This is a genomic window from Gemmobacter aquatilis (assembly GCF_900110025.1).
Classification (GTDB): Bacteria; Pseudomonadota; Alphaproteobacteria; order Rhodobacterales; family Rhodobacteraceae; genus Gemmobacter; species Gemmobacter aquatilis.
Map to the genome: position 1 here is coordinate 290,132 of NZ_FOCE01000002.1, position 22,509 is coordinate 312,640.

The 22,509-nt window shown below is 64.6% G+C and carries 23 protein-coding genes and 2 tRNA genes; 12 read left to right on the forward strand and 13 right to left on the reverse strand.

Translation table 11 applies throughout. The features are described 5' to 3' along the window. Window positions 1–15: 15 nt before the first annotated feature. The gene (locus BMX43_RS05180; protein WP_091297986.1) at window positions 16–390 is read right to left on the reverse strand and encodes an NADH:ubiquinone oxidoreductase subunit NDUFA12; all 375 of its coding nucleotides are present in this window, start codon (window positions 388–390) and stop codon (window positions 16–18) included. Between the two features lie 177 nt (window positions 391–567). Between BMX43_RS05180 and BMX43_RS05185 the strand changes: the two genes are divergently transcribed. Then, window positions 568–2,769 (forward strand): calcium-binding protein, encoded by a 2,202-nt coding sequence (locus BMX43_RS05185; RefSeq protein WP_091297989.1) that lies wholly within the window; start codon window positions 568–570, stop codon window positions 2,767–2,769. Between the two features lie 154 nt (window positions 2,770–2,923). On the opposite strand, the gene clpX is transcribed toward BMX43_RS05185, so the two are convergent. The 3 genes from clpX to BMX43_RS05200 form a co-directional block, all read right to left on the reverse strand. Next, window positions 2,924–4,189 (reverse strand): ATP-dependent Clp protease ATP-binding subunit ClpX, encoded by a 1,266-nt coding sequence (clpX, locus tag BMX43_RS05190; RefSeq protein WP_091297992.1) that lies wholly within the window; start codon window positions 4,187–4,189, stop codon window positions 2,924–2,926. A 110-nt stretch (window positions 4,190–4,299) separates the two neighbouring features. After that, window positions 4,300–4,932, reverse strand: coding sequence for an ATP-dependent Clp protease proteolytic subunit (locus BMX43_RS05195; protein ID WP_091297995.1), 633 nt, complete (start codon window positions 4,930–4,932; stop codon window positions 4,300–4,302). Between the two features lie 115 nt (window positions 4,933–5,047). Continuing rightward, on the reverse strand, window positions 5,048–5,653 hold the full coding sequence (locus BMX43_RS05200; protein ID WP_091297998.1) for a CDP-alcohol phosphatidyltransferase family protein: 606 nt from the start codon (window positions 5,651–5,653) through the stop codon (window positions 5,048–5,050). Between the two features lie 81 nt (window positions 5,654–5,734). Here BMX43_RS05200 and BMX43_RS05205 point away from each other — a divergent pair, with 81 nt between their 5' ends. After that, complete coding sequence (locus BMX43_RS05205; RefSeq protein WP_175482027.1) at window positions 5,735–6,271, forward strand: CAP domain-containing protein; 537 nt, start codon at window positions 5,735–5,737, stop codon at window positions 6,269–6,271. Between the two features lie 5 nt (window positions 6,272–6,276). Here the strand turns inward: BMX43_RS05205 and BMX43_RS05210 are convergent, their stop codons facing one another. Continuing rightward, on the reverse strand, window positions 6,277–7,575 hold the full coding sequence (locus BMX43_RS05210) for an ATP-binding protein (RefSeq protein ID WP_091298005.1): 1,299 nt from the start codon (window positions 7,573–7,575) through the stop codon (window positions 6,277–6,279). Window positions 7,576–7,623: 48 nt separating this feature from the next. On the opposite strand from BMX43_RS05210, the gene BMX43_RS05215 reads away from it, so the two are divergent. From BMX43_RS05215 to BMX43_RS05225, 3 genes are all read left to right on the forward strand, one after another. Next, on the forward strand, window positions 7,624–8,511 hold the full coding sequence (locus BMX43_RS05215; protein ID WP_245749377.1) for an MBL fold metallo-hydrolase: 888 nt from the start codon (window positions 7,624–7,626) through the stop codon (window positions 8,509–8,511). A gap of 91 nt (window positions 8,512–8,602) precedes the next feature. Further along, window positions 8,603–8,677, forward strand: a tRNA-Asn gene (locus tag BMX43_RS05220). Window positions 8,678–8,826: 149 nt separating this feature from the next. Continuing rightward, a complete protein-coding gene (locus BMX43_RS05225) occupies window positions 8,827–9,489 on the forward strand; it encodes a hypothetical protein (protein ID WP_091298009.1) in 663 nt (220 codons plus the stop codon). Here BMX43_RS05225 and BMX43_RS05230 read toward each other — a convergent pair. Continuing rightward, window positions 9,478–10,449: a DNA-methyltransferase gene (locus BMX43_RS05230; RefSeq protein ID WP_091298013.1), complete on the reverse strand. Its 972-nt coding sequence runs from the start codon at window positions 10,447–10,449 to the stop codon at window positions 9,478–9,480. The genes BMX43_RS05225 and BMX43_RS05230 overlap by 12 nt on opposite strands. Beyond that, complete coding sequence (locus BMX43_RS05235) at window positions 10,446–11,102, reverse strand: glycosyltransferase family protein (RefSeq protein ID WP_139201526.1); 657 nt, start codon at window positions 11,100–11,102, stop codon at window positions 10,446–10,448. The genes BMX43_RS05230 and BMX43_RS05235 overlap by 4 nt, the downstream gene beginning before the upstream one ends. Window positions 11,103–11,166: 64 nt before the next feature. Here BMX43_RS05235 and BMX43_RS05240 point away from each other — a divergent pair, with 64 nt between their 5' ends. The 4 genes from BMX43_RS05240 to BMX43_RS05255 all read left to right on the forward strand — a co-directional run bounded on the left by BMX43_RS05240 (window position 11,167) and on the right by BMX43_RS05255 (window position 12,541). Beyond that, on the forward strand, window positions 11,167–11,703 hold the full coding sequence (locus BMX43_RS05240; RefSeq protein WP_091298022.1) for a phage major capsid protein: 537 nt from the start codon (window positions 11,167–11,169) through the stop codon (window positions 11,701–11,703). Continuing rightward, window positions 11,703–11,924: a phage head-tail joining protein gene (locus BMX43_RS05245; protein WP_091298025.1), complete on the forward strand. Its 222-nt coding sequence runs from the start codon at window positions 11,703–11,705 to the stop codon at window positions 11,922–11,924. The genes BMX43_RS05240 and BMX43_RS05245 overlap by 1 nt, the downstream gene beginning before the upstream one ends. Window positions 11,925–11,926: 2 nt before the next feature. Further along, a complete protein-coding gene (locus tag BMX43_RS05250) occupies window positions 11,927–12,253 on the forward strand; it encodes a DUF2190 family protein (protein WP_091298029.1) in 327 nt (108 codons plus the stop codon). Window positions 12,254–12,352: 99 nt separating this feature from the next. Further along, window positions 12,353–12,541, forward strand: a complete 189-nt coding sequence (locus BMX43_RS05255) for a hypothetical protein (protein WP_091298033.1) — start codon at window positions 12,353–12,355, stop codon at window positions 12,539–12,541. On the opposite strand, the gene BMX43_RS05260 is transcribed toward BMX43_RS05255, so the two are convergent. From BMX43_RS05260 to BMX43_RS05270, 3 genes are all read right to left on the reverse strand, one after another. Beyond that, complete coding sequence (locus BMX43_RS05260) at window positions 12,538–13,836, reverse strand: site-specific integrase (protein ID WP_091298037.1); 1,299 nt, start codon at window positions 13,834–13,836, stop codon at window positions 12,538–12,540. The genes BMX43_RS05255 and BMX43_RS05260 overlap by 4 nt on opposite strands. Before the next feature lie 142 nt (window positions 13,837–13,978). Beyond that, window positions 13,979–14,068, reverse strand: a tRNA-Ser gene (locus BMX43_RS05265). Window positions 14,069–14,154: 86 nt separating this feature from the next. Continuing rightward, a complete protein-coding gene (locus BMX43_RS05270) occupies window positions 14,155–14,433 on the reverse strand; it encodes a hypothetical protein (protein WP_091298041.1) in 279 nt (92 codons plus the stop codon). A gap of 173 nt (window positions 14,434–14,606) precedes the next feature. On the opposite strand from BMX43_RS05270, the gene BMX43_RS05275 reads away from it, so the two are divergent. Beyond that, window positions 14,607–15,428, forward strand: a complete 822-nt coding sequence (locus BMX43_RS05275; RefSeq protein ID WP_139201527.1) for a helix-turn-helix domain-containing protein — start codon at window positions 14,607–14,609, stop codon at window positions 15,426–15,428. Here BMX43_RS05275 and BMX43_RS05280 read toward each other — a convergent pair whose 3' ends face one another. From BMX43_RS05280 to BMX43_RS05290, 3 genes are read right to left on the reverse strand one after another with little or no spacing between them, the layout of a single operon-like run. Next, window positions 15,429–16,160 (reverse strand): alanyl-tRNA editing protein, encoded by a 732-nt coding sequence (locus tag BMX43_RS05280; RefSeq protein ID WP_091298049.1) that lies wholly within the window; start codon window positions 16,158–16,160, stop codon window positions 15,429–15,431. Beyond that, window positions 16,157–18,757 carry a DUF3772 domain-containing protein gene (locus BMX43_RS05285; RefSeq protein WP_091298052.1) on the reverse strand — a complete coding sequence of 867 codons (2,601 nt, stop codon included), beginning with the start codon at window positions 18,755–18,757 and terminating at the stop codon, window positions 16,157–16,159. The genes BMX43_RS05280 and BMX43_RS05285 overlap by 4 nt, the downstream gene beginning before the upstream one ends. Next, entirely contained in the window at window positions 18,754–19,788 is a 1,035-nt protein-coding gene (locus tag BMX43_RS05290; RefSeq protein ID WP_091298055.1) for a cysteine synthase A, read from the reverse strand. Before BMX43_RS05290 ends, BMX43_RS05285 begins: the two co-directional genes overlap by 4 nt. A 261-nt stretch (window positions 19,789–20,049) precedes the next feature. On the opposite strand from BMX43_RS05290, the gene BMX43_RS05295 reads away from it, so the two are divergent. Beyond that, entirely contained in the window at window positions 20,050–20,634 is a 585-nt protein-coding gene (locus BMX43_RS05295; protein WP_091298060.1) for a TRAP transporter small permease subunit, read from the forward strand. Then, on the forward strand, window positions 20,631–22,487 hold the full coding sequence (locus BMX43_RS05300) for a TRAP transporter large permease (protein ID WP_091298064.1): 1,857 nt from the start codon (window positions 20,631–20,633) through the stop codon (window positions 22,485–22,487). The genes BMX43_RS05295 and BMX43_RS05300 overlap by 4 nt, the downstream gene beginning before the upstream one ends. The last annotated feature ends 22 nt before the right edge of the window (window positions 22,488–22,509 follow it).

Genomic DNA, 22,509 nt, shown 5'->3' on the forward strand with positions numbered 1-22,509 from the left:
GATACCCGCGCGCCCTTATTCGGGCTGCCACGCCTCGTAATCGCGCCGTTCCACCGGGCTGCCCTTGCGGATCGAGCCTTTGGGGGCATAGGCGGCGGCAGAGCCGGTCAGGTTTTCCTGATGCGGCTTTTCCCAGGCCTTGTGGGTCAGCGGCGCCTTGGTCGGCGGCTGATCCCAGGTGAAATGCAGCCAGCCATGCCAGTCGGGCGACACGCGCGTGGCTTCGGTTTCGCCGTTGAAGATCACCCAGCGGCGCTTGCCGTCGGCGGTCTGGTAATAGATGTTGCCCTGATCATCCTCGCCCACCTTCACGCCCTTGCGCGCGGTGAAGATCTGGGTGCCGAGCGTCTGGCTGTTCCACCAGGTGACGAGACGCTTGAGGAAATACATCGCGGGCCTCCGAAGGGTGTTTGCCCCCATATGAACCATGCGCACCGGAAGGTCCAGAGCCTTGGCGTGCTGCACTGCCGTAATGGCGACTTTGCGCCCGGGATTGACCTCAACGCTTAATAAAAGCTTAATCTTTCGCTGCTTCTTTCTTTCCAGTCCCCGCAAGCGGAGCCTTTCATGCCCGGTCCGTCGCTCGGCACCAATCTTCACGCTCTGGTCGATTGGTCCACTGCATTTCCCTTTGTCGATCTGTTCCGCATGTCGCGCCCCTGGTACACGCAAAGCGAGGGCGCGTTTGACACCGGGCAGGCGGACCTGCTGGAGTTGGACAGCGCGGGGTGGGTGAAGGCCTTCACGCAGGATGGCAGCCCCGCCCCGTTCGAGCGGGTGGCGACCCTCCTGTTCACCGGCGGCCATGTGCCCGCTGGCACCTATGTTCTGGAGTGGGAGGGCGAGGGCAGCATTGATCTGGGGCTGATCCCGGGGGATGCGATCGTGCGGCGTGGCGATCACTCGATCACCTTTCGCCTGGAGGAAGGCGATACGCTGCAAATCGCCCTCACCGAAACAGACCCCGAGGGGGTCGGCAACTATCTTCGTAACCTGCAGCTCTACAATCGGCAAGATGCCGATCTGATCGCCGCCGGGCAGGTTTTCGCACCGGAATTTCTGGAGAAGATTGCGGATTTCCGCGTGCTGCGGTTCATGGACTGGATGTCTACCAACAACTCCAAGGTCACCGAATGGGACGATACGCGGCCCGGCGGATCGGTGCGGGAAACCGATTATGACACTGACGCGCAAGGGGCCTCGGTCGAAACCATGGTGGCAGTGGCCAATCAGGTGAAGGCGGATGCCTGGTTCAACATCCCGCATGGCGCCAGCGACGATTACATCCGCACCTTCGCCACCTATGTCCGCGATCATCTGGCCGACGGGCTGGTGGCGCGGTTCGAGTTTTCAAACGAGGTGTGGAACTGGGGCTTCGATCAGACCCATTACGCCCAGGCCCAGGCCGAGGCGCTGTGGGGCGCCGGGGTCGAAGGTGGCTGGATGCAATGGTACGGGATGCGTGCCGCCCAGATGGCCGAAATCGTGGCCGAGGTGTTCGGCACCGAGACCGGCACCCGCGCGCTGAATGTCTTTGCGACGCAGGCGGGCTGGCAGGGGCTGGAAGGCTATGCGCTCGACGCGGCCGATTTTGTTGCAGCGGGCGGCACCCCGCCCCGCGATGCGCCCTTTCACATCTACGCGATTGCCCCCTATTTCGGCGGGTCCATCGGCTCGGGCGACTATGCGGATCTGGTGAATGACTGGATCGCGGCAGGCGAAAGCGGGTTCGCGGCGGCCATCGACTTTCTGCGCCATGGCGATGTGCCCGACAGCCTTGCCCATATCGGCGAAAGCATCGCCTATCATGCCGGGGTGGCGCAGGCGCTTGGATGGCAGTTGGAGGCCTATGAGGGCGGCCAGCATATCGTCGATCTGGATGGATTGTTCGGCGGTGAACAAGACCCGGAGCAGACGGCGTTTTTCGTCGATCTGGTGAAACGGCCGGAGTTTCAGGATCTTTACGCCGAATATTTCCAGATCTGGAAAGACAATGGCGGCGGATTGATGGCGCAGTTTTCCGATTTCGGCGCGGGCGATCAATATGGAAGCTGGGGCATCTGGGACAGCGCCTATGCCGAAGATTCGCCGCGTGCGCTGGCGGTCAAGGCGTTTCGTGACGGGGTGGCGGCATGGTGGGCCGATGATCGCCCATCCGAGACGTTCGAGAACGGGGCCGCGCGGGTGGACAGGGAGGGCGACGACGTGATGCAGGGCACGGCGCGGGGCGACATCCTTGTGGCACTGGCAGGCAACAACAGTGTGGACGGTGCAGAGGGGGACGATCTGCTGACCGCAGGCGCCGGGGACGACGGCCTGTCAGGCGGCGCCGGAGACGATGTGCTGACCGCGCGCGGTGGCGCAGACGGGCTGCTGGGGGGCAAGGGGCGTGACGTGCTCAACGGCGGTGACGGGGCGGACGTGCTGACCGGCGGGCGCGGCGCGGATCTTCTGTCAGGCGGACTGGGGGCTGACCGTTTCATCTTTACCGAAACAGCCGACAGCGCGGTGGGCGCGGGTGACAGCATCCTCGACTTCCAGCGCGGGCATGATCAGCTGGATATCAGCGCGCTGGGCGGGGGGCAGGCACTGGTCTGGCGGGCAAGCCGGGCTTTCAGCGGCAGCGGCGTGGCCGAATTACGGATCGAACGACCGAATGGTGATCAACCATTGATGGTGCAGATCGACGAGAATGGGGATGGTGCCACCGATCTGGAAATCATGCTGGTCGGCACGGGCGGGATCGGGATCGCGGATCTGCTGCTATAGGCCCGCAGGCCATTCTGCCGCCCGGCAGGCCACCCACCATAGCACAGGGGAAAATGCTGGCATGCGCAGAAAGCCGCCCTGTTCATCGCACAGGCTGCACTCCAAAAGAAAAAGCGGCCCGAAGGCCGCCTTTTGCATCTGTCAGGAACCTTAATCAGCCTGCGGCGGCCGGTTCCTTCTTTTTCGCTTCGCTATGCACCAGAAGGGGCTGCGCCCCGGCATTCACGGCCTCTTCCTTCACCACCACCTCGGACACATCGCCCAGGCCCGGCAGTTCGAACATGGTATCAAGCAGAATGTCTTCCATGATCGACCGCAGCCCGCGCGCGCCGGTCTTGCGCTTGATCGCGCGCTTGGCGATGGCGGTCAACGCATCCGTCGTGAAGGTCAGTTGCACGCCTTCGATATCGAACAGCCGCTGATACTGTTTCACCAGCGCGTTCTTCGGCTCGGTCAGGATGGTGACAAGCGCATCCTCGTCCAGATCGGTCAGCGTGGCGATCACCGGCAGACGGCCGACGAATTCCGGGATCAGACCGAATTTCAGCAGATCTTCCGGCTCCAGCTCCTTGAACATCTCGCCGACGCCGCGATCATCATTCGATTTCACCGCAGCACCAAACCCGATGGCCGAGCCCTTGTTGCGCTGCGCGATGATCTTTTCAAGGCCCGCAAAGGCACCGCCACAGATGAACAGAATGTTGGTCGTGTCCACCTGCAGGAACTCCTGCTGCGGATGCTTGCGCCCACCCTGCGGCGGCACGGAAGCGACAGTGCCTTCCATGATCTTCAGCAGAGCCTGCTGCACGCCCTCGCCGCTCACGTCGCGGGTGATCGAGGGGTTGTCGGACTTGCGGGTGATCTTGTCGACTTCGTCGATATAGACAATGCCGCGCTGCGCCCGTTCCACGTTGTATTCGCTGGCCTGCAGCAGCTTGAGGATGATGTTCTCCACATCCTCGCCCACATAACCGGCCTCGGTCAGCGTGGTGGCATCGGCCATGGTGAAGGGCACATCCAGAATCCGGGCCAGTGTCTGCGCCAGCAGGGTCTTGCCGCAGCCGGTGGGGCCGATCAGCAGGATGTTGGATTTCGCCAGTTCGATGTCATTCTTCGAGGAGTGATTGAGCCGCTTGTAGTGGTTGTGAACCGCGACCGACAGCACGCGCTTGGCATGTTCCTGCCCGATCACATAGTCGTCCAGCACCTTGCAGATCTCGCGCGGGGTCGGCACCCCATCCGAGCTTTTCAGCCCGGTGGTCTTGGTTTCCTCGCGGATGATGTCCATGCACAGCTCGACGCATTCGTCGCAGATGAACACGGTCGGCCCTGCAATCAGCTTGCGCACCTCATGCTGGCTCTTGCCACAGAACGAGCAATAGAGGGTGTTCTTGCTGTCGCTGCCAGAATTGTTCGCCATTGTCGTCCTCTGCCGTGCGCGCCGTCTGGGCGCAGTCTCGAAAGCTTAGGGCAAGCCCCCGGCCTTCACAATCCGAAATCGCCCCGGCGGGGTGCCGCCGGGGCAAGCGGTCACTTCGCCTCGCCCTCGGCCTTGCCGCGGCTTTCGAGGATGTCGTCGATCAGGCCCCAGGCCTTCGCATCTTCGGCGGACATGAAATTGTCACGCTCCAGCGCGGCTTCCACCACCTCATAGGTGTTGCCGGTGTGCTTGACGTAGATCTCGTTCAGCCGACGCTTCAGCTTTTCGGTTTCGCGGGCGTGGATCATGATGTCCGTCGCCTGCCCCTGATAACCGCCCGAGGGCTGGTGCACCATGACGCGGCTGTTGGGCAGCGAGAAGCGCATCCCCTTTTCGCCCGCCGTCAGCAGCAGAGACCCCATCGAGGCCGCCTGCCCGATCACCAGCGTCGAAACCTTGGGGCGGATATACTGCATCGTGTCATAGATCGACAGGCCAGCGGTCACAACACCGCCGGGGCTGTTGATATACATGGCGATTTCCTTGTTCGGATTTTCCGCTTCAAGGAACAGCAGCTGCGCGCAGATCAGCGACGACATGCCATCATGCACCGGGCCGGACAGGAAGATGATCCGCTCCTTCAACATGCGCGAGAAGATGTCATAGGCGCGCTCGCCCCGGCTCGTCTGTTCAACGACCATGGGAACGAGGGTGTTCATGTAAAGGTCGATCGGGTCTTTCATGGTCGCCTGCCTGTTGCCTTGCGTGGAGCATTATCGCCGTGATGTTACCCGAGTCTTAGTGTCGCGCGCCGGGGGCTGCAAGGGCACAAGGATACTGGCACGCAGCGTGCAGGGTTCAGCCGAAGACCCGCCACGCCAGCGCCACCCGGCCAAGCGCCGTGGCAAAGCATAGCGCGCCAAAACCCCAGGCCAGAGGTGCAAAACCGTAGGGCCAAAGGCAGAGCAGGGTGAAAAACACGATGGTTTCGGTGCCTTCCAGCAACCCCGCCGTGAAATAGAGCGATTTTTCACCCCGTGCGCGGGTGGTCAGACCCCGTTTTTCCGCAAGGATTGCGTAGCCCAGAAAACTGGCGCCGTTGACATAGAAACTGCACAAAAGAAAGGCACCCGCCGCACCATTGCCTGCGTCGCGCAACACGAAGGCCAGTGGAATCGCCCCGTAGAACAGGAAGTCGCAGGTGATGTCGAGGAACCCGCCGAAATCGGTCTTGCCCCGCGCCCGCGCTACCGCGCCATCCAGCCCGTCGGCCAGACGCGAGACAAGCAGCGGCACAAGCGCCCAAAGCGTTGGCCCCCCCGCCGCGATCAGCCCCGCCGCCGCCAGCCCCAGCGCCAGCCCTGCCAGCGTCACCGCATCGGCGCCGACCCCGCGCGCTGCCAGCCTGCGCCCCGCCGTATTCAAGGGCGCGTCGATGATGCGCCGCATCCAGCCGTCCAGCATTGCGCACTCCGATTTTGCCGTTGCAGAAATATGCAGGATGCCTTTTCTGGACCAGAACCCGCCGCCAGAAAAGAGTTCCCCGTGCGTCTTGCGTCTTTTGCCCCAGCCCTGATTGTTGCCACACTATCCGCCTGCATTGTCGTGCCGATCCCGATCAAGGTGGCCCCCACCGACAAGACCGGCGATCCTGGCCCCGGCCCGGCCAGCGCCACCTGCCCGCGCCCGGCCAGAGCCGATGCGCTGGAGGCTCGGGTGATCGCGCTGGTCAATGACATACGCGCCGAACAGAAGCTGAAACCGCTGCGCCGATCCTCACGGCTTGCCGCCATTGCCCAAGGCCATGCCTGTGACAATGCCGCCCGGCAAAGCTATGATCACAGCGGAAGCGACGGCTCCAGCTTGCAGATGCGGGCAAAGCGGGGCGGCTATGCCTGGTGGGCCATGGCCGAGAACACCGGGCTGGGCTTCGCCGACTCGCCCGAGCGGCTGGTGGCCTTCTGGAAACACTCGCCCTATCACCGCGAGAACATGCTTGATGACCGGATGACCGAAGCCGGTGTCGGTTTCGCCGATGCGGCGCGTCAAGCGTGGGTGCTCAACCTCGGGCAGCCGCGCTGAGCCGCTTAGCGCGCCAGCACCAGTTCTGCCTTCAGGCCCCCCAGAGTTTCGCTTTCGCCCAGACGCAGCGCGCCCCCATGGCTGCGCGCAATATCGGCGGCAATCGACAGGCCAAGCCCGACGCCGCCGCCGCGATTGGGATCGCGGGCGCCTTCCAGCCGGGCGAAGGGCAGCACCGCCTCGTCGCGCCGCTCCATCGGGATGCCTGGCCCGTCATCCTCCACCGCGATCCGCACAGACCGGCCCGAGGCCGTCAAGGTGATCCGCGCCTGCGTGCCATAGCGGCGCGCATTGTTCAGCAGGTTTTCCAGCGCCCGCGTCACCGCCGCCGGGCGCAACCGCATCACCAGTTGCGTCTCGCCCTGCAGGTCCACCTTCTGGCCCGCCCGTTCGGCATTTTCCACCACACGGCGCAAAAGGGCAGCCAGGTCGGTTTCCTCGGCATCCTCGGTGGCATCGCCGCGCGCAAAGGCCAGAAACTCGTCCACCAGCCGCTCCATATCAGCCACATCACCCAGCAAGGCTTCGGTTTCGTCATCTTCAGGCAGCATCGACAGACCCAGCTTCAGCCGGGTCAACGGTGTGCGCAGATCGTGGCTGACCCCCGACAGCATCAATGTGCGGCTTTCCATCGCTCGTTCGATCCGCCCGCGCATGTCGAGGAACGCCGCGCCTGCCGCCCGGACCTCAGTTGCGCCGCGCGGGCGATAAGGGACATGCTGGCCCTTGCCGAACGCCTCGGCCGCCTGTGCCAGCCGCAGGATTGGTGCCATCTGGTTGCGCAGGAACAGATAGGCGATCAGCGTCATCAGGATCGAAGTCGCAATCATCAGCACCAGAAGCTGGTGTGGATTGGTGGCCGACATGCGCTTGCGGTCGAAATTGGCGCGGATCACCACATCGCCCTGGCGGAAATCGGCCAGCACCCGCCCCTCCTGCGCCAGCAGATCGGCGCCCAGAAAACCCGGCACCTCCTGCGCCAGCGTCTCGGCCACCACCCGCCCCGACAGATCCCAGAAGGCGCGGGTGACGCCCGTCAGGGGGGCTGGCCCCTTGGTCACATCGAACCCCAGCCCCCGGGCGATCAGCCGCGCTTCCTCCGGCTTGCCCGCATCGAGCTCGCTCAGCACCAGCTTCAGCTCCACCGCCACCCCGCCGGTCATCTGCTGCGTCACCCGTTCAAAATGGCGCTGAATGAAGGCTATGGACACGACAAGCTGGATCGTGACGATGGGCACGACCAGAATGAGCAGAGCCCGGCCATACAGGCCACGCGGCAGCAAAGAGCGCGGGAATATCGTCATGGCGCAAGCCTACCCTGCGCCGCAGCCGGACGGAAGAGGAGAGGCAAGATGCACCCATGGACGCCAGGCATTCCCGTGACACTGGAACCCGGCCTGCGGCTGGTTCTTGCCCCCAACCCTTCGCCCATGACGCATTGGGGAACCAATACCTTCCTCATCGGCACCGGCGATGTGGCGGTCATCGACCCCGGTCCGGCCCTGCCCGACCATCTGGAGGCGCTTCTGGCAGCCCTCGATCCCGGGGAGCGCATCAGCCATATTCTGGTGACCCATGCGCATCTGGATCACTCCCCCCTCGCCCGACCTCTGGCCGACCGCTGTGGCGCGACGATTCTCGCCCACGGCGACGCCCGTTCGGGCCGCTCGCCCCGGATGGCGGCACTGGCCGGGTTGGGCGGCGGCGAGGGCGTCGATCACCGGTTTGCGCCCGATACCTGCCTGCGCGATGGCGACAGCGTCAGTGGCACGGATTGGGCGCTGACAGCGCTGCACACACCGGGGCATATGGGTGGGCATCTGTGCTTTGGCTGGGGGGACCGGCTGTTCAGCGGGGATCATGTGATGGGCTGGGCCCCCTCGCTGGTCTCGCCGCCAGAAGGCGACATGACTGATTACATGGCCTCGCTCGCCCGGCTCGACCTGCACCGCTGGCGGCGTGCCTTCCCGGCCCACGGTGCCCCGATCGACGCCCCGCACGCACGCTTCGCCGATCTGACCCATCACCGCCAGGGGCGAGAGGCGGCAATCCTTGCGGCCCTGCAGGACGTGCCAGCCGATCTCGACACCCTCACCGCGCGTGTCTACCACGATGTAGCACCAGCCCTGCTGCCTGCCGCGCGCCGCAACCTTCTTGCCCATCTCATTGATCTTACCCACAGAAACAAGATCTCCGCCCACCCCGCTCCTCTGCCGGATGCACAGTTTTTCCGCCGCTGAGGCGTGCAGAAAAAACTTCACAGGAAGCACGTTTTTTCCACGTCCCCCCTCTTGCGACCCCCGAAACCCGCCGCTATACACCCCCTCGTGTTCCGGCGTAGCTCAGCGGTAGAGCAGTTGACTGTTAATCAATTGGTCGTAGGTTCGATCCCTACCGCCGGAGCCAATAAATCAAAGACTTACGCTACAGCCTCATACGCCAGCCTTACGCGAAGTAAGGCTGGCGTAAGGCTTTATGGGGGTATGTGACTGCTGCGGCCTCACTTTTCGGGTCCCCGGTGGACATAGTGGACCGTCTCCCCCTAGTGTCCACGCATGGACAACTCACAAGACATTGATTCGCCCGAATACCGCGCCTGTCACCCGGCTCCGGTTCGCATTGAGAACTTCAACCCGCGCGCGGTCATCCCGCACGGGCTGACCATTGAGCACCTCTGCTCTGCGATGAATGACTTCATCGACTTCATTGGCTTCATCAACCAGCAGCTAAACGGGCGCAAGATTGAGCGCCTTGAGACGATGCTGATGCCAGCCAACTTCTCCTCCATCGTCGGGGAGTTTATGACCTCCACCATCCCCAAGCACTGCCCCACGCTGGCAAAGAACGGATACCACAACGGCCACCCGGACCTCGTGCCCAAGGGGCGGTTTCCGAATGACACCGTCCAGCACGCTCAGGACGGGATTGAGGTCAAGGGGTCGCGCTACCTCCGGGGCTGGCAGGGCCACAATGCAGAGGACGCTTGGCTGATGGTGTTCTGCTTTGAGTCAGGACGCCCCACCGATGGGGCCAAGGCGGTCGCGCCCGCGCCCTTCCGCTACCTCGGAGTGTTCGGGGCGCAGCTTGTGCAGGCTGACTGGACCTTCTCCGGGCGGTCTGAAACCAGCCGCCGCACGATCACCGCCGGGGTGAACCGGAGCGGCTATGACAAGATGGTCGGCAACTGGATTTACAAGGCCCCGGGCCTAAAGCTCTAGCTGGGCCTGATCCTCGCCCAAGGGCAGAGCCCCGGCCTTGAGGCTGGCGCTCAGGGCTGCCAGCTTGGGCACCGCCGCAGTGGCAAGGTCAAAGTAGGCCCCATGCCGCTCCACGCCAACGGCGCGGTATCCGACAGCCTCTGCCGCCGCGATGGTGGAGCCTGAGCCCATGAACGGGTCAACCACCACTCCTTCGCCCAAGGGGAGCGCGGCCCAGACAAGCTGGCGCATCAGCGACTGGGGCTTGAGGCTGGGGTGGTCAGCAATGTCCCGCTCCCGGCGGGGGGTGCGTTCGCTTGGGATCACGTCAAAGAACGGCTTGTCATCGGTGCGGCGGCGCAGCCCACCCGTCCCGAAGTCGCGCAGGCACTCCCTGACCGTCATGCCCTTGGGCATCGGCTTGCGGAACAGCCCCCAAGGCTCATAGCCGCCCCGGGGCAGCGAACACACGTCTGGAAAGTCCTTCTCCCCCAGCTTGGGGCGGTCCCCGCCGCGCAGCGTCTGCACCAGCCGGATCACCTCTGTGCGGAACTCAAGGCCCCCGTCGATCAGGCTGGAGAACACCAACTGAGACATGAAGGAGTTGCAGGCCACGAACACATGCGCGCCCGGCTTGAGCTTGGGCACAAGGTAGCCTGCCCACTCCCGGAAGAAGCGCACCAACGTCTCCCGCTCCTTCGGGTCCAGTGCCGTGAACCGGGGCAGCGGCGCGCGCACGTTGCCGTCAAAGGCGGGCGGGAGCCGCCAAATCCCGGTGCCGCCCGTGTGCATCCGCTCTATCTGCTCAAGCTCATACTCCTTCACGCCATAGGGCGGGTCAGTGACCACGGCATCAATGGAGTTGTCGGGGAGGTGGCGGAGCCAGTCAAAGCAGTCGGCATGGACAAGCAGGGACCGCCCCACGCTGTGGTGGGGGTAGTCGAACGCAAGTGGTTGGGGCGCAGGGGTGTGTTTGTTCATATTTGTTGTGTCTCTCTCGCAGGGGAGGGTATCAAGTCGGCAACGGTCGCGCCAGTGGGAACGCGCACCGCCGCGCCGTGGTTGGTCTTGCGCCAGTGGGAGGGGTCGCGCACGAGGTCGGAGAGGGCCAGCAGGAGCGCGGCCCAGTGCAGCGCCCAGTAGAACGGCAGCGGGAGTGCAAGCCACACCGGGAGCCTGGCCCGGAGTGCAGCGGCGGCATGCAGCGCGACGGCGGTGGCGTAGCCCAGCAGGAGGAGCGCAGCCAAAGGCCCGGACAGGTCCCCGCCCAGCGCCAGCCCAACGCCCACCGGGTGCGCCCCCGTGCACAGCAGGGAGACGGGAAGCTGCGCCAGTAGGGCGATGCAGCCCGCCGGGCCAAGCTCCCGCATGGTCTGGCGCGGGGTCCTTGCGTGGACGATGGCAGTGACGGCGAAGCCCTTGAACCAGCGCGCCCGCTGGCGCAGCCAGACGCCCGCCCTGAGCGGAGCCTCCTCCCATGTCGTGCTGTCGATTGTCGATGACCGCCACCGAAGCCGGGCCAGCCGGAGCCCAGCGGCAAGCGCAAAGACCGGGGCCAGGATGTAGGACGCCCAAGGGGATGCGAGGGGCAGAAGGGCGATGGCCGGGAGGAGGAGCGCGGCCCAGACGGGCACGGCCAGCCCCCGGGCTGACAGGTGGGCGGGGACCGAAACCACGGCCCAGCGGGCGGCGGAGCCGATGGCAGATGCGATCAGCGAAGTGTTGCAGCGAAGCACCGGTGAGGAAGATGGGCGCAACGGCCCGTGGACCGCTCCGACCTTCTGGCAGACGAATGCCCATGAAGCCCACCGCGTTCATGGTGATCTTCACCCGGTGCTGCGCGGTGATCCGGTCATGCGCAGCCGCACCGACCTTGATGGCAAGACGCTGATCGACGCGCGACCGCTCTATCTGCTGGTCGGGCCTGCCCTCGAAACCGATGCGGAAAAACTGCTCACCTCGATCAACGCCACCACGGCGGAAGATGTGAACCCCTTCGGTGGCAAGCTGCGCCTGCTGGTCGAACCGCGTCTGGGTGACTCGGTTGACTGGTATCTGTTTGCCGATCCGGCCCGGCTGCCCTGCATCGCCCACGCCTATCTTGCCGGGGCGCAGGGGGTGCAGATTCAGCGGCAAGAGGCGTGGAACACGCTTGGCCTTTCGTTCCGCGCCTTCCTCGATTTCGGCGCTGCCTGGACCGACTGGCGCGGCGCGCAGAAGATGCTGGGCGCGTGATGCCTGCTGTTTCCCTCGAACAGTTGACGGCCTGGCGTGACGAGCTGGTGGAGCTGCGGGCGTCGGGTATCCGAACAGTCACGCACCAGAACGGCAGCGCCCTGACCTACAAGAGCGACAACGAGATGGCCGCCGCAATCGCGGCCCTCGACTCCCAGATCGCCGCCGCCACGCAAGCGCGGGCTGGCCGCTTCACCTTCCAGACCTCGAAAGGTATCTGACCATGAAGAACTTCGTGCAGGCCGGTTCGGCCCTGACCATTCCCGCCCCCTATGCCGTCGCCTCGGGCGAAGTCGTGCTGGCGGGCAATATCATCGGCATTGCCAACGGCGCTGCCGCCTCGGGTGCCGATGTGGACGTGACCACGACTGGCGTCTTCGCGCTGCCCAAGGTCGGCGCCGATGCCTTCACGCTGGGCGCGCCGGTCTATTTCAACACCACGACGAAACTCGCCACCACCACCGCTTCGGGGAATACCGAAATCGGCACTGCGGTTGCGGCCGCTGTCGCCGGTTCGGCCACGGTGCGGGTGCGCTTGAAGGCGTTCTGATCGAACAACCCGCCGGGGTTCTGAGCGGTTTCACGGCGGGTTCGGGGCGGCAGGCTGATCGGGCATGACCTGCCGCCCCTCTTATGATGGAGTCTAGTGATGAGCGTTTCCCTTGCCGATCTGCGCGAAGCCCGTGGCATCGTGGCCGAACTGGCCGTGAACAACCCGCTGCTGCAGCCCGTCTTTGATCGGCTGGACCGGGAATATAAGGCCGCCTTTGCCGCGCCGAAGCTGACCCCGGCGCAGGCCGAAGCCCGCCGCCGCCGCGACATCCGCGCGCTGGCCTAAAGCGCGATCTCTGACAGGCGCCGATGGATGTGTTCCAGCGTCGCCCCGTCGCCATAGCGCTGCCGACTGATCGCATGGCCGAACACATCACATTTCATCCGTTCAGGCCATGCCGGTTCTGCCGCCGTCATCCGATCCTCAAACGAATGGCGCAGCCCGTAAAGTGTGTGTTCGGGCGACTCTAACAGCTTGTTTTCGCGCAGGAACTTGTTCGCCGTGGCGCTGATCTTGTCTTTTCCGAAGTAGGACGGGAACAGCCTGTCGCCCTCGGGCGCCGCCTGCACATAGGCTTTCACCGCGTCCAGCGACACGCCCACAAGCGGGATGCGCCGCGCCGATGCGCTGTTCTTCAATTCGCGCCCCTCGGGCCTGATCTCGATATGCGGCACCGGCCCGTCAAGGTGCAGGTGGTGCTTCATCAGCCCGGCAATCTCTGACGGCCGCGCCCCGGTGTTGACGCAGGCCAGAACGATGGTGCGGGCCTGCAGGTTCAGCCCGTCCAGCGCGCCGGCCGCCAAGAGCTTGTCCCTGAGCCATTTGACGCTGAACGCCTTGCGCTGGCCCTTTTCGGTGGCCTTGATCATCAGCCCTTTCAGCGGCAGCGTCAGGTTCAGGCCAAGCGCATCTTCGACCGTGTTCAGCGTGTGGGCAACGTGCGTGAAATCCTTGTTCGCGCTGTTCGCGGTCAAACCTTCGGCGTCGATGCGGGCGTTCCACCAGTCGCGGAACTTCTTGGCATCTTCGCGCGTGATCTTGCGCAGCTCCTTGTCGCCGACGACCTGAACGAAATTCTCCACCGCCTTGATGCGCGGGTTTTTCCATCGCCTGATCTGATCAGCCGTCTTGCCGCGCGTCTGGTCGATACTGATCTTCCAGTATTCCTCCAGCGCTTCCCGAACGGTGATGCCCACTTCCTCGATACCGCCCAGAAGAGCATCGCCCACGATCTGCACCGGCTGCCCATCGGCGCCGCGTGGAACTGCCTTGGCCCGCGCCACCAGATCGGGCAGCGGCAGATCGGCGACGGCAGGGGCATGAAGGAAGGGGACGCCATAGCGCGCTGCGATCTTCTCGCCATTCTTCACCAGCGCCCGCCCCGTCAAGGCGTCGCCGTCCAGCATGGCCTGCCAGCCCGCCTTCATCTTCTGCCATGCCGCATCGGCCTTCCGCCGGGCTTCGCTGAGCGAGTCTGTGTCGAGTGAAATACTGATGATCTTGCGCGGTTCCACGGCTGCGAACTGCAACGGAACGCGCTTGCGCAAGTGATAGGTGGTGCCGCGAAGATAGACTGTCATGCGTCACAGGATACGGCGCCGGGCTGTCCGGTCAACTGGCCCATGATTCCAAAATGCTGCCAAAATGTGATGCAAAACGGCGGACAAAAGGGCAGGAAATGCCATTTTTCGCTTTGAAATCAATATGTTAGTGAAAATGGAATGGCGGACAGAGAGGGATTCGAACCCTCGAGACGGTTCCCCGCCTACACACTTTCCAGGCGTGCGCCTTCGACCACTCGGCCACCTGTCCGTTGCACGCCGTTTAGACCGAAGTCGGGGGGGGATGCAAGGGGCAGTTTCATGCCCTGTGCAGCCCCGGCGTACCCCGGTTTCGGCTCAGGCGGCGGCGATGGCGATGGCCTGTCGGCGGCTCTGGCATTTCAGCTCTGACGCCACCTCGGGCATGTAGGCCGCCTCGATCAGTTTCATGCTGACACAGCGGCGAACCGATTTCTCGGACATCAGCGCCACCTCGACCAGATCGCCAACCTCGATCCGCACGCGCGCGCTTCCCTGTGTCGGGCCGTCATAATGGGCAAGATCCCGGTGGTCCGAGCACCAGACAATTGCCCGGCCTGTGCGCTGGCAGCTCCAGATCACCACACCCAGCATCATTGCGTCTCCGTTCCTAAAGCCGTTGCCTCAACTCGGGGCCTCATGCCCCGTTAAGGTATTAAGGCACAGCAAGCCTGGTCCTGCATTCGGTTTTCCGCATCAACGGGATGGACAAATCAGGGATTTTGTTACACCCCTGACGCTAAATCGCGTCAATGAGCAAGAGGCGCCGCGTGCGGCGCGGTGAAGGGCGGATGCCAAAGGCCACGATATCACCCACAGAGGCACGGGCCGTCTTCGGACGCAACCTGAGGCTGCTTTGCGAGGGCGGACCGCCGATCACCACGCTGTGCCAGGAAATCGGAATCAACCGCACCCAGTTCAACCGCTACCTTTCGGGCGATGCATTTCCCCGCCCCGATGTGCTGGCGCGAATCTGTGCCTTCTTCGAGGTCGATGCCCGCATCCTGCTGGAGCCGCTGGAAGATCTGCGCCGCGCCATGCCCGACCGCTTCCTGACAGAGATGCGCGACAAGCTGTTGATCGGGCGCTCGCGCCCCGTCGATCAGGCGGTGCTGCCCGACGCGATGTATCGCTTCTGGCGCAAATCCTTCATGTTTCAGGGCAAGATCGTCACCAACCTCGCGCTGATCACCACTCGCGACGAGGTGACCCTGTTCAAGGGGTTCGAGGAAAACATCTATGCCAAGCAGGAAAACCCCAATGCCCGCCGCTTTCCGCGGCTGGCCTATTTCGGGCTGGTGCGCCAGCATCTCGACGGCGTGTCGGTCTACTGCCAGGACCGGCAGAACCAGGCCAATGTGAATTTCTTTGAATTCGGGCTGGAGGGGAACATGCGCTTCTATCCCGGCTTTTCGCTGCTGATCCGGCGGCGGATCGACGGGATGAACCGGATGACCGCCGCCGTGCTGGAACGCCTGCCGCAAGAGCCGGCGGTCTGGCGGTCGATCGTGCGGCAGGATGCCATGCATGACATGAGCTTTGCGCCACCCATCGTGCAGCGCGCGCTCAACCGCATCCCCGACGGGCTGTGATCAGGCGATCAGCGTCAGGCTGACCCGGCGGTTCTGGCGGCCCTTCTTCTCGATCTTGCCGATCTCGACCCGGCCGATCTCGCCGGTGCGGGCGACATGGGTGCCGCCGCAGGGCTGCAGATCGACCTGCGTGGCGCCCTGCCCGATCCGCACCAGCCGCACCCTGCCCTGCCCCAGCGGCGGCATCACCGACATGGTTTTCACCAGCCCCGGATTGGCGCGCAATTCGTCATCGCTGATCCAGCTGTCGCTGACCGGCAGATCCCGGTCGATCAGGCGGTTGAGGGCGGCGTCCAGCGCCTCCACATCCTCGGGCGGTTCCGGCATGTCGAAATCCAGCCGCCCACGTTCGGCGCCGATCTGGCCGCCGGTCACCGGCAGCGGAATCACCACCGACAGAAGGTGCAGCGCGGTATGCACCCGCATGTGACGGTGGCGCCGCTCCCAATCCAGATGCTGCATCACCGGCGCGCCGACCGGCGGCAGCGGTTTCGGCTCGGCGGCGACCAGCGCGATCTGGTCTTGCCCGGCCTTCACCGCCGTGGCGATGGCGATCTGGCCCCCATCCCACAGCAACCGCCCGCTATCACCCGGCTGCCCGCCCGACGTGGCATAGAACACCGAAGCATCCAGCAGGATACCGCCTTCCGGCGTATGGCCGATCACCCGTGCCGGGGCGTCGCGCAGATAGGCATCTTCCCGGAACAGCAGGCGCGTGGGGGGGAGGGTCATTTTTCGGTCTCGGTATCCAGATGGTCATGCGGTTCGTCCCGCGTCAGGGGCAGCGCCTCGGTCCCCTCGGGGCGCGTCACGGCGCCCCCCGGCTGCGCAGGCAGCGCCGCCTGAAGCGCGGTCAGCGCCGCCGCCACCGCCTCGGGGTTGCGCAGCCAGATGTCGCGCTGCGAAAACGGCATCGAGATGCCTTCTTCATGGAAGCGCTGCACGATCTGGTGGTTCACCTCGCTGCGCACAGACAGCGAAAAGTTCACATCGCGGATGATCATGCGGATTTCAAAGTTCAGCGCATCGACGCCCAGCCCCATGAACGCCACCACCGGCGGCGGGTTCAACAGGGCCATCGGCTGCGCCTCGGCGATCTCTTGCAGCACCTTTGCCACCTTGCGGGTGTCGCTGCTGTAATCCACCCCGACCGGGATGATCAGCCGCCCCGACAGGTTGAAACGGGTCCAGTTCGTCACCTGTTGGCTGACCAGATCGGCATTCGGCACGATCACGTCGCTGCGGTCAAACGTCTGGATGCGGGTCGATCGCACCGAGATGTTCTTCACCGTGCCCGATACGCCGCCGACCTCGATCCAGTCGCCCTCGCTGACCGGGCGTTCGATCAGCAGGATCACGCCCGACACGAAGTTCTGCACGATGTTCTGCAAGCCGAAACCGATGCCCAGCGACAGCGCCGAGGCAACGATGGCCAGCCCCGACAGGTCGATCCCCGCTGCCGAAAACGCCACGATCCCGGCGATGAAGATGCCGATATAGCCGGTGCCCGAGATGATGGCGTTGCGCCCGCCCTGATCCAGCTTGGTCTTGGGCAGAACCGAGCTGCGCAGCGCCCCCTGAAACATCCGTGTGATGGTGAGGCCGATGGCGAACAGCACAAGGAAATACAGGAAGTTCGACGGCGAAATGCGCGTGTCGCCCAGTTGGAACCCTTCGGTGAAGCGGTTCCACAACTCTCCCAGATCCTCACGCCGGGCCCCCCAGATCAGCGCAAAGAACGGCAGCGAGCCCAGCGTCAGCACGAACCCGGCCAGCACTGGCAGCAGGCCCTGCCCCTGATCCTCGCTGTCGGCATGGATCAGGGCGCGATAGATGTCGGAAATCAGCTGCACCAGCACCAGCAAAAGCCCGACCAGCCCGAGCGAGCCCGCCGCCGGGAAGATCAGCGCCGATGCGGCCGATGTATAGCCGATCACCGCCAGCAACGGCCCCACCAGCGCCACCGCGATCAGTGCCTTGCCTATGATGCGGATCACATGGTTGCGGAACGGGCTTGCGTCTTCGATGACCACCCCGTCCCTCGCGACATGGCGGTTCAGCAGATGCCCCACCCGCCACAGCAGCAGCGCCATGACCAGCATCAGCGGCAGGCTCAACACTGGCACCGCCGCTTCGGCCACCTGCGCCGCAGGGATCAGCGCATGGCGCAACTGTTCCGCCGCCAGAACCGCGCCGATCAGCGCGGTATGCAGCCGCCCCTCGGCGCAATGCGGCGCATCCAGCGCCAGCGGCCCGGTTTCGCAGGCCCCCTTGGGGAACACCCGTCCCGCCAGCCACAGCGCTGCGAACAGCGTGAACCCGGCGCCGGGCAGCGCCATGACGAAATCGCGGGTGATGCCATGGGTCATTTCCGACAGGATCAGCGCCACCGACACCATCACCACGCCGCCCGTCGGCACCACGATCTGCCCCAGCGAGGCGATGAAGGCGAACACCCGGCGCCAGCGCGCCGTCGGGTCCGAGGTTTGCAGCCACAGCGCAAACCGCTCGATCCAGCCGCGCCCGCGCCAGATCAGCAGGATGGCCAGCCCGAACAGCACGCCGATCACCGGCAGGCTGTCGATCATCACCAAGCGCTTTTCGGCCCGGTTCCAGTTGTGACTGACCTCGGCATAGACGCGCAGCACCGTCGCGCTGATGGTCTGCGCCGCATCGCCCCAGTTGGCCGGGTTCAGCGGCGTTGGCCACAGCTTCAGCATCTGCGCCGCCTGCCGTTCGCGCAGCAGCGTGTCAATCTCGCCGATCAGCCCGCTGGCCCGGCGATAGGCCTCTTCGGCGGCGCGGCGCGGCGCCTCTGCCGTGCCGAGCTGTTCGGTCAGCACCTTGCGGCGGTTGGCAATCTCGTCCGGCTCGGTCGCGCCTTCGGCGGGCGGATCGCCAAGCGCCGCGATCTGTTCGCGCAGACTGGTGATGCGGCTGGCATTGACGCTTTGCGCCTGTTGCAGGCTGCTGCGCCAGACGACAAGCTGGCCGCGCAACAGTTCCAGCCCGTTGTTCGAGGTGGTGGGTGTTGCCAGCACCACTTCGGCCCGCTGGGCCGTCTGTTCCCAGGCGGCATAGTCGATGGCATTTTCGTTCGGCGTGGGCGTCAGAGATTTCTTGCCCGATGCCGTCCCTGCCGTCTGGCTTTTCTTCAGCGGCACCGCGACCGGGGGCACCGCGACCGGAGGGGGCGTGCCCGCAGCGTCAGCCCCGGTTTCAGCTCCTGTGGCAGGCGCTACAGGCGGCGTCTGCGCTGCAAGCGGGGCCGCCAGCGCAAGGCAAAGCGCTGCCGCAAGCGCGCGCAACAAGGACCGGGGCAAGCTCATGCGTCCACATAGACCTCGGGGATATCCGCTGCACCGCGATCCAGCCAATCCGGCACCGGCAGGCCCTTTTCCTTCAGGAAGGCCGGGTTGAACAGCTTGGATTGATAGCGCGTGCCGTAATCGCACAGCACCGTCACGATGGTATGGCCCGGCCCCATCTCGCGCGCCATGCGGATGGCGCCCGCGATATTGATGCCCGACGATCCGCCAAGGCACAGCCCCTCATCCGACAGCAGGTCGAACACGATGGGCAGCGCCTCGGCATCGGGGATGCGATAGCTGAAATCGGGGCGGAAGCCTTCGAGGTTGGCGGTGATGCGCCCCTGCCCGATGCCCTCGGTGATCGACGATCCCGGCGCATCCAGCTTGCCTTCGGTATACCAGGCGTGCAGCGCCGCCCCTTCCGGGTCGGCCAGCCCGATCTTCACGCCCTTGGGCTGCAAGGCCAGACCCACGCCCGCCAGCGTCCCGCCCGACCCCACCGCGCAGATGAACCCGTCCACCTTGCCATCGGTCTGTTCCCAGATTTCCGGCCCGGTGGTCTCGATATGCGCCAGCCGGTTCGCCACATTGTCGAACTGATTGGCCCAGATCGCGCCATTCGGCTCGGTCTTGGCCAGCTCTTCGGCCAGACGGCCCGAATAGCGCACATAATTGTTGGGGTTCTTGTAGGGCGCCGCCGGCACCTGCACCAGTTCCGCCCCGGCAAGGCGCAGCATGTCCTTCTTTTCCTGGCTCTGGGTTTCCGGGATCACGATCACCGTCTTGAACCCCATCGACGCGCCGACCAGCGCCAGCCCGATGCCGGTATTGCCCGCCGTGCCTTCGACAATCGTGCCGCCCGGCTTCAGCAGCCCCTTGGCCACCGCATCCTTGATGATGTAAAGCGCCGCGCGGTCCTTCACCGACTGGCCGGGATTCATGAACTCCGCCTTGCCCAGAATCTCGCAGCCCGTCGCTTCACTGGCCGCCTTCAGGCGGATGAGGGGGGTGTTGCCGATCGACTGGGCCAGATCGCTGTAAACGCGCATGAGGGGCATCCTTTGTTCCGTGAGCCTAGGTGTATGGTCCTGCGCCCCGGAACTCAAGAACCCCGGTGCCTGCGAAACGGGCAACCATCGAAGAAGGAACGCTTTCCCATACGTTACCCCTTGGTTTCGGAGCGAAAATCCGGGAAACTCGACCTGAGGAGGAGAAGTTTTCGGCAATTGGCAAACTTTTCTTACCACTTTTCCAATAAATCATGTAAGAGCGCGACCAGAGCGCCAATTCTTCAGGGGAGGAACGAACCTATGAGAAGTCTGCTCGCGGTATCCTCAGGGATCGACCGCATGAATGAACTGATCGGACGGGCCGTTGCCTGGCTGATTTTCCTGGCGGTGCTGATCAGCGCCGCCAATGCCGTGGTGCGCAAGGTGTTCAGCGTCTCGTCGAACTCCTGGCTGGAACTGCAATGGTATCTGTTCGGCGCGGCCTTCCTGCTGGCCGCCGCCTATACGCTGAAACAGAACGAACATGTGCGCATCGACATCGTTTACGGGATGCTGACGCGCCGGGTGCAGCACTGGATCGACCTGCTGGGTCACCTGCTGTTCCTCATGCCATTCGTCACACTGATGATCTACTACTTCGTGCCCTATGTGCTGCGCTCCATGAACAATGGCGAAGTGTCCACCAATTCCGGCGGGCTGATCATCTGGCCCGCCAAATCGCTGCTGCTGATCGGCTTTTCGCTGCTCTGGCTGCAAGGCGTGTCGGAGATCGTCAAGAAGATCGCCGTCATGCGCGGGGTGATCGACGATCCCAACCCCTTCATTTCGGCACATGAGGCGGCCGAACTGGAAGGCAAGGCGCTGACCGAGGAGCTTTCCAAATGATGGAATTCATCGCACTCAACCTCGCGCCGATCATGTTCGTCTCGCTGGTCGTGTTCCTGCTGATCGGCTACCCGGTGGCCTTTGCGCTGGCCGCCAACGGGCTGTTGTTCTTCGTGATCGGCGTCGAACTCGCCCCCTATTCCAACGGCGCCATCACGCTGGACTGGCCGCTGTTGAACACCATGCCCAACCGGCTTTGGGGGGTGCTGTCGAACGAGACCTTGCTGGCCATTCCCTTCTTCACCTTCATGGGGATCGTGCTCGAACGCTCGGGCATGGCCGAAGACCTGCTCGATACCATCGGCCAGCTGTTCGGCCCGATCCGCGGCGGTCTGGCCTATGCGGTGATCATCGTGGGGGCGCTGCTGGCGGCCACCACCGGCGTCGTCGCCGCCTCGGTCATCGCCATGGGTCTGATCTCGCTGCCGATCATGCTGCGCTACGGCTATGACCGGCGCATCGCCTCGGGGGTCATCGCGGCCTCGGGCACCTTGGCGCAGATCATCCCGCCCAGCCTCGTGCTGATCGTTCTCGCCGATCAGCTGGGCCGTTCGGTGGGCGACATCTATGCCGGGGCGATGTTCCCGGGCCTGATCCTGACCGGGCTCTACATGGGTTATGTGCTGATCATGTCGATCCTGCGCCCCAATGCGATGCCCGCCCTGCCGCTGGAGGCCCGCACGCTGGGCCACGGCGTCACCTCGCTGTTCGTGGCGCTGCTGGCCTGCATGGCCATCGGCTATGGCGCGCATGTCTGGCTGGCCCCGACGCAAGGTGCCAATGCTGACATCCTTGGCGGATCGCTCGGCGTGATCGCGATCTATGTTGCCGCCGTGGTCGACAAGGGCTTCAAGATCGGCCTGATGTCGCGGCTGGCGCAGCAGGTCATCATCGTGCTGATCCCGCCGCTGGCGCTGATCTTCCTCGTGCTGGGCACCATCTTCCTCGGCATCGCCACGCCGACCGAGGGCGGCGCGATGGGGGCTGTCGGCGCCATGCTGCTGGCCGCGCTGAAGGGCCGGCTGAACATGGGGGTCATCACCCAGGCGCTGGCCTCGACCACGCGGCTGTCGGCCTTCGTGATGTTCATCCTGCTGGGCGCGCGGGTGTTCTCGCTGTCCTTCTACGGGGTGAACGGGCATCTGTGGGTGGAACATCTGCTGACCTCGCTGCCGGGTGGCCAGATGGGCTTCCTGATCGTGGTGTCGATCCTGGTGTTCCTGCTGGCCTTCTTCCTCGACTTCTTCGAGCTGGCCTTCATCATCGTGCCGCTGCTGGTCGCCCCGGCCGAGGCGCTGGGGATCGACCTGATCTGGCTGGGCGTCATCCTTGGCGTGAACATGCAGACCTCGTTCATGCACCCGCCCTTCGGCTTTGCGCTGTTCTTCCTGCGTTCTGTCGCGCCGCGCTCGCCCTATATCGACAAGGTGACGGGCAAGGAAACCGCGCCGGTCACCACCGGGCAGATCTACTGGGGGGCGGTGCCCTTCGTGTTCATCCAGGTGGTGATGGTGGCCATCGTGATCGCCTTCCCCGGGCTGGTCATGCACTACAAAGGCGCGCCGGTCGATGTGAGCAATGTCAAGATCACCCTGCCCCAGATGCCGGGCGGCGGTCTTGGCGCGGGTGGCCTCGGTGGTGGGCTTGGCGGTGGTCTGGGTCAACCGGGCGGTCTGGGCGGTGGATTGGGTGGCGGGCTGGGCCAGCCTCCGGGCCTCGCCCCGGCGCAACCGGCCCCCGGCACGCCAGCCCCTGCAGTGCCTGCCCCCGGTCAGCCGACGCTCGGCGCCCCCACGCTTGGCGCCCCGGCCATCGGTCAACCGGGCGCGGTGGCCCCGGCCCCCTCCAACTGACCCACGCCTTCGGGCGGAACCG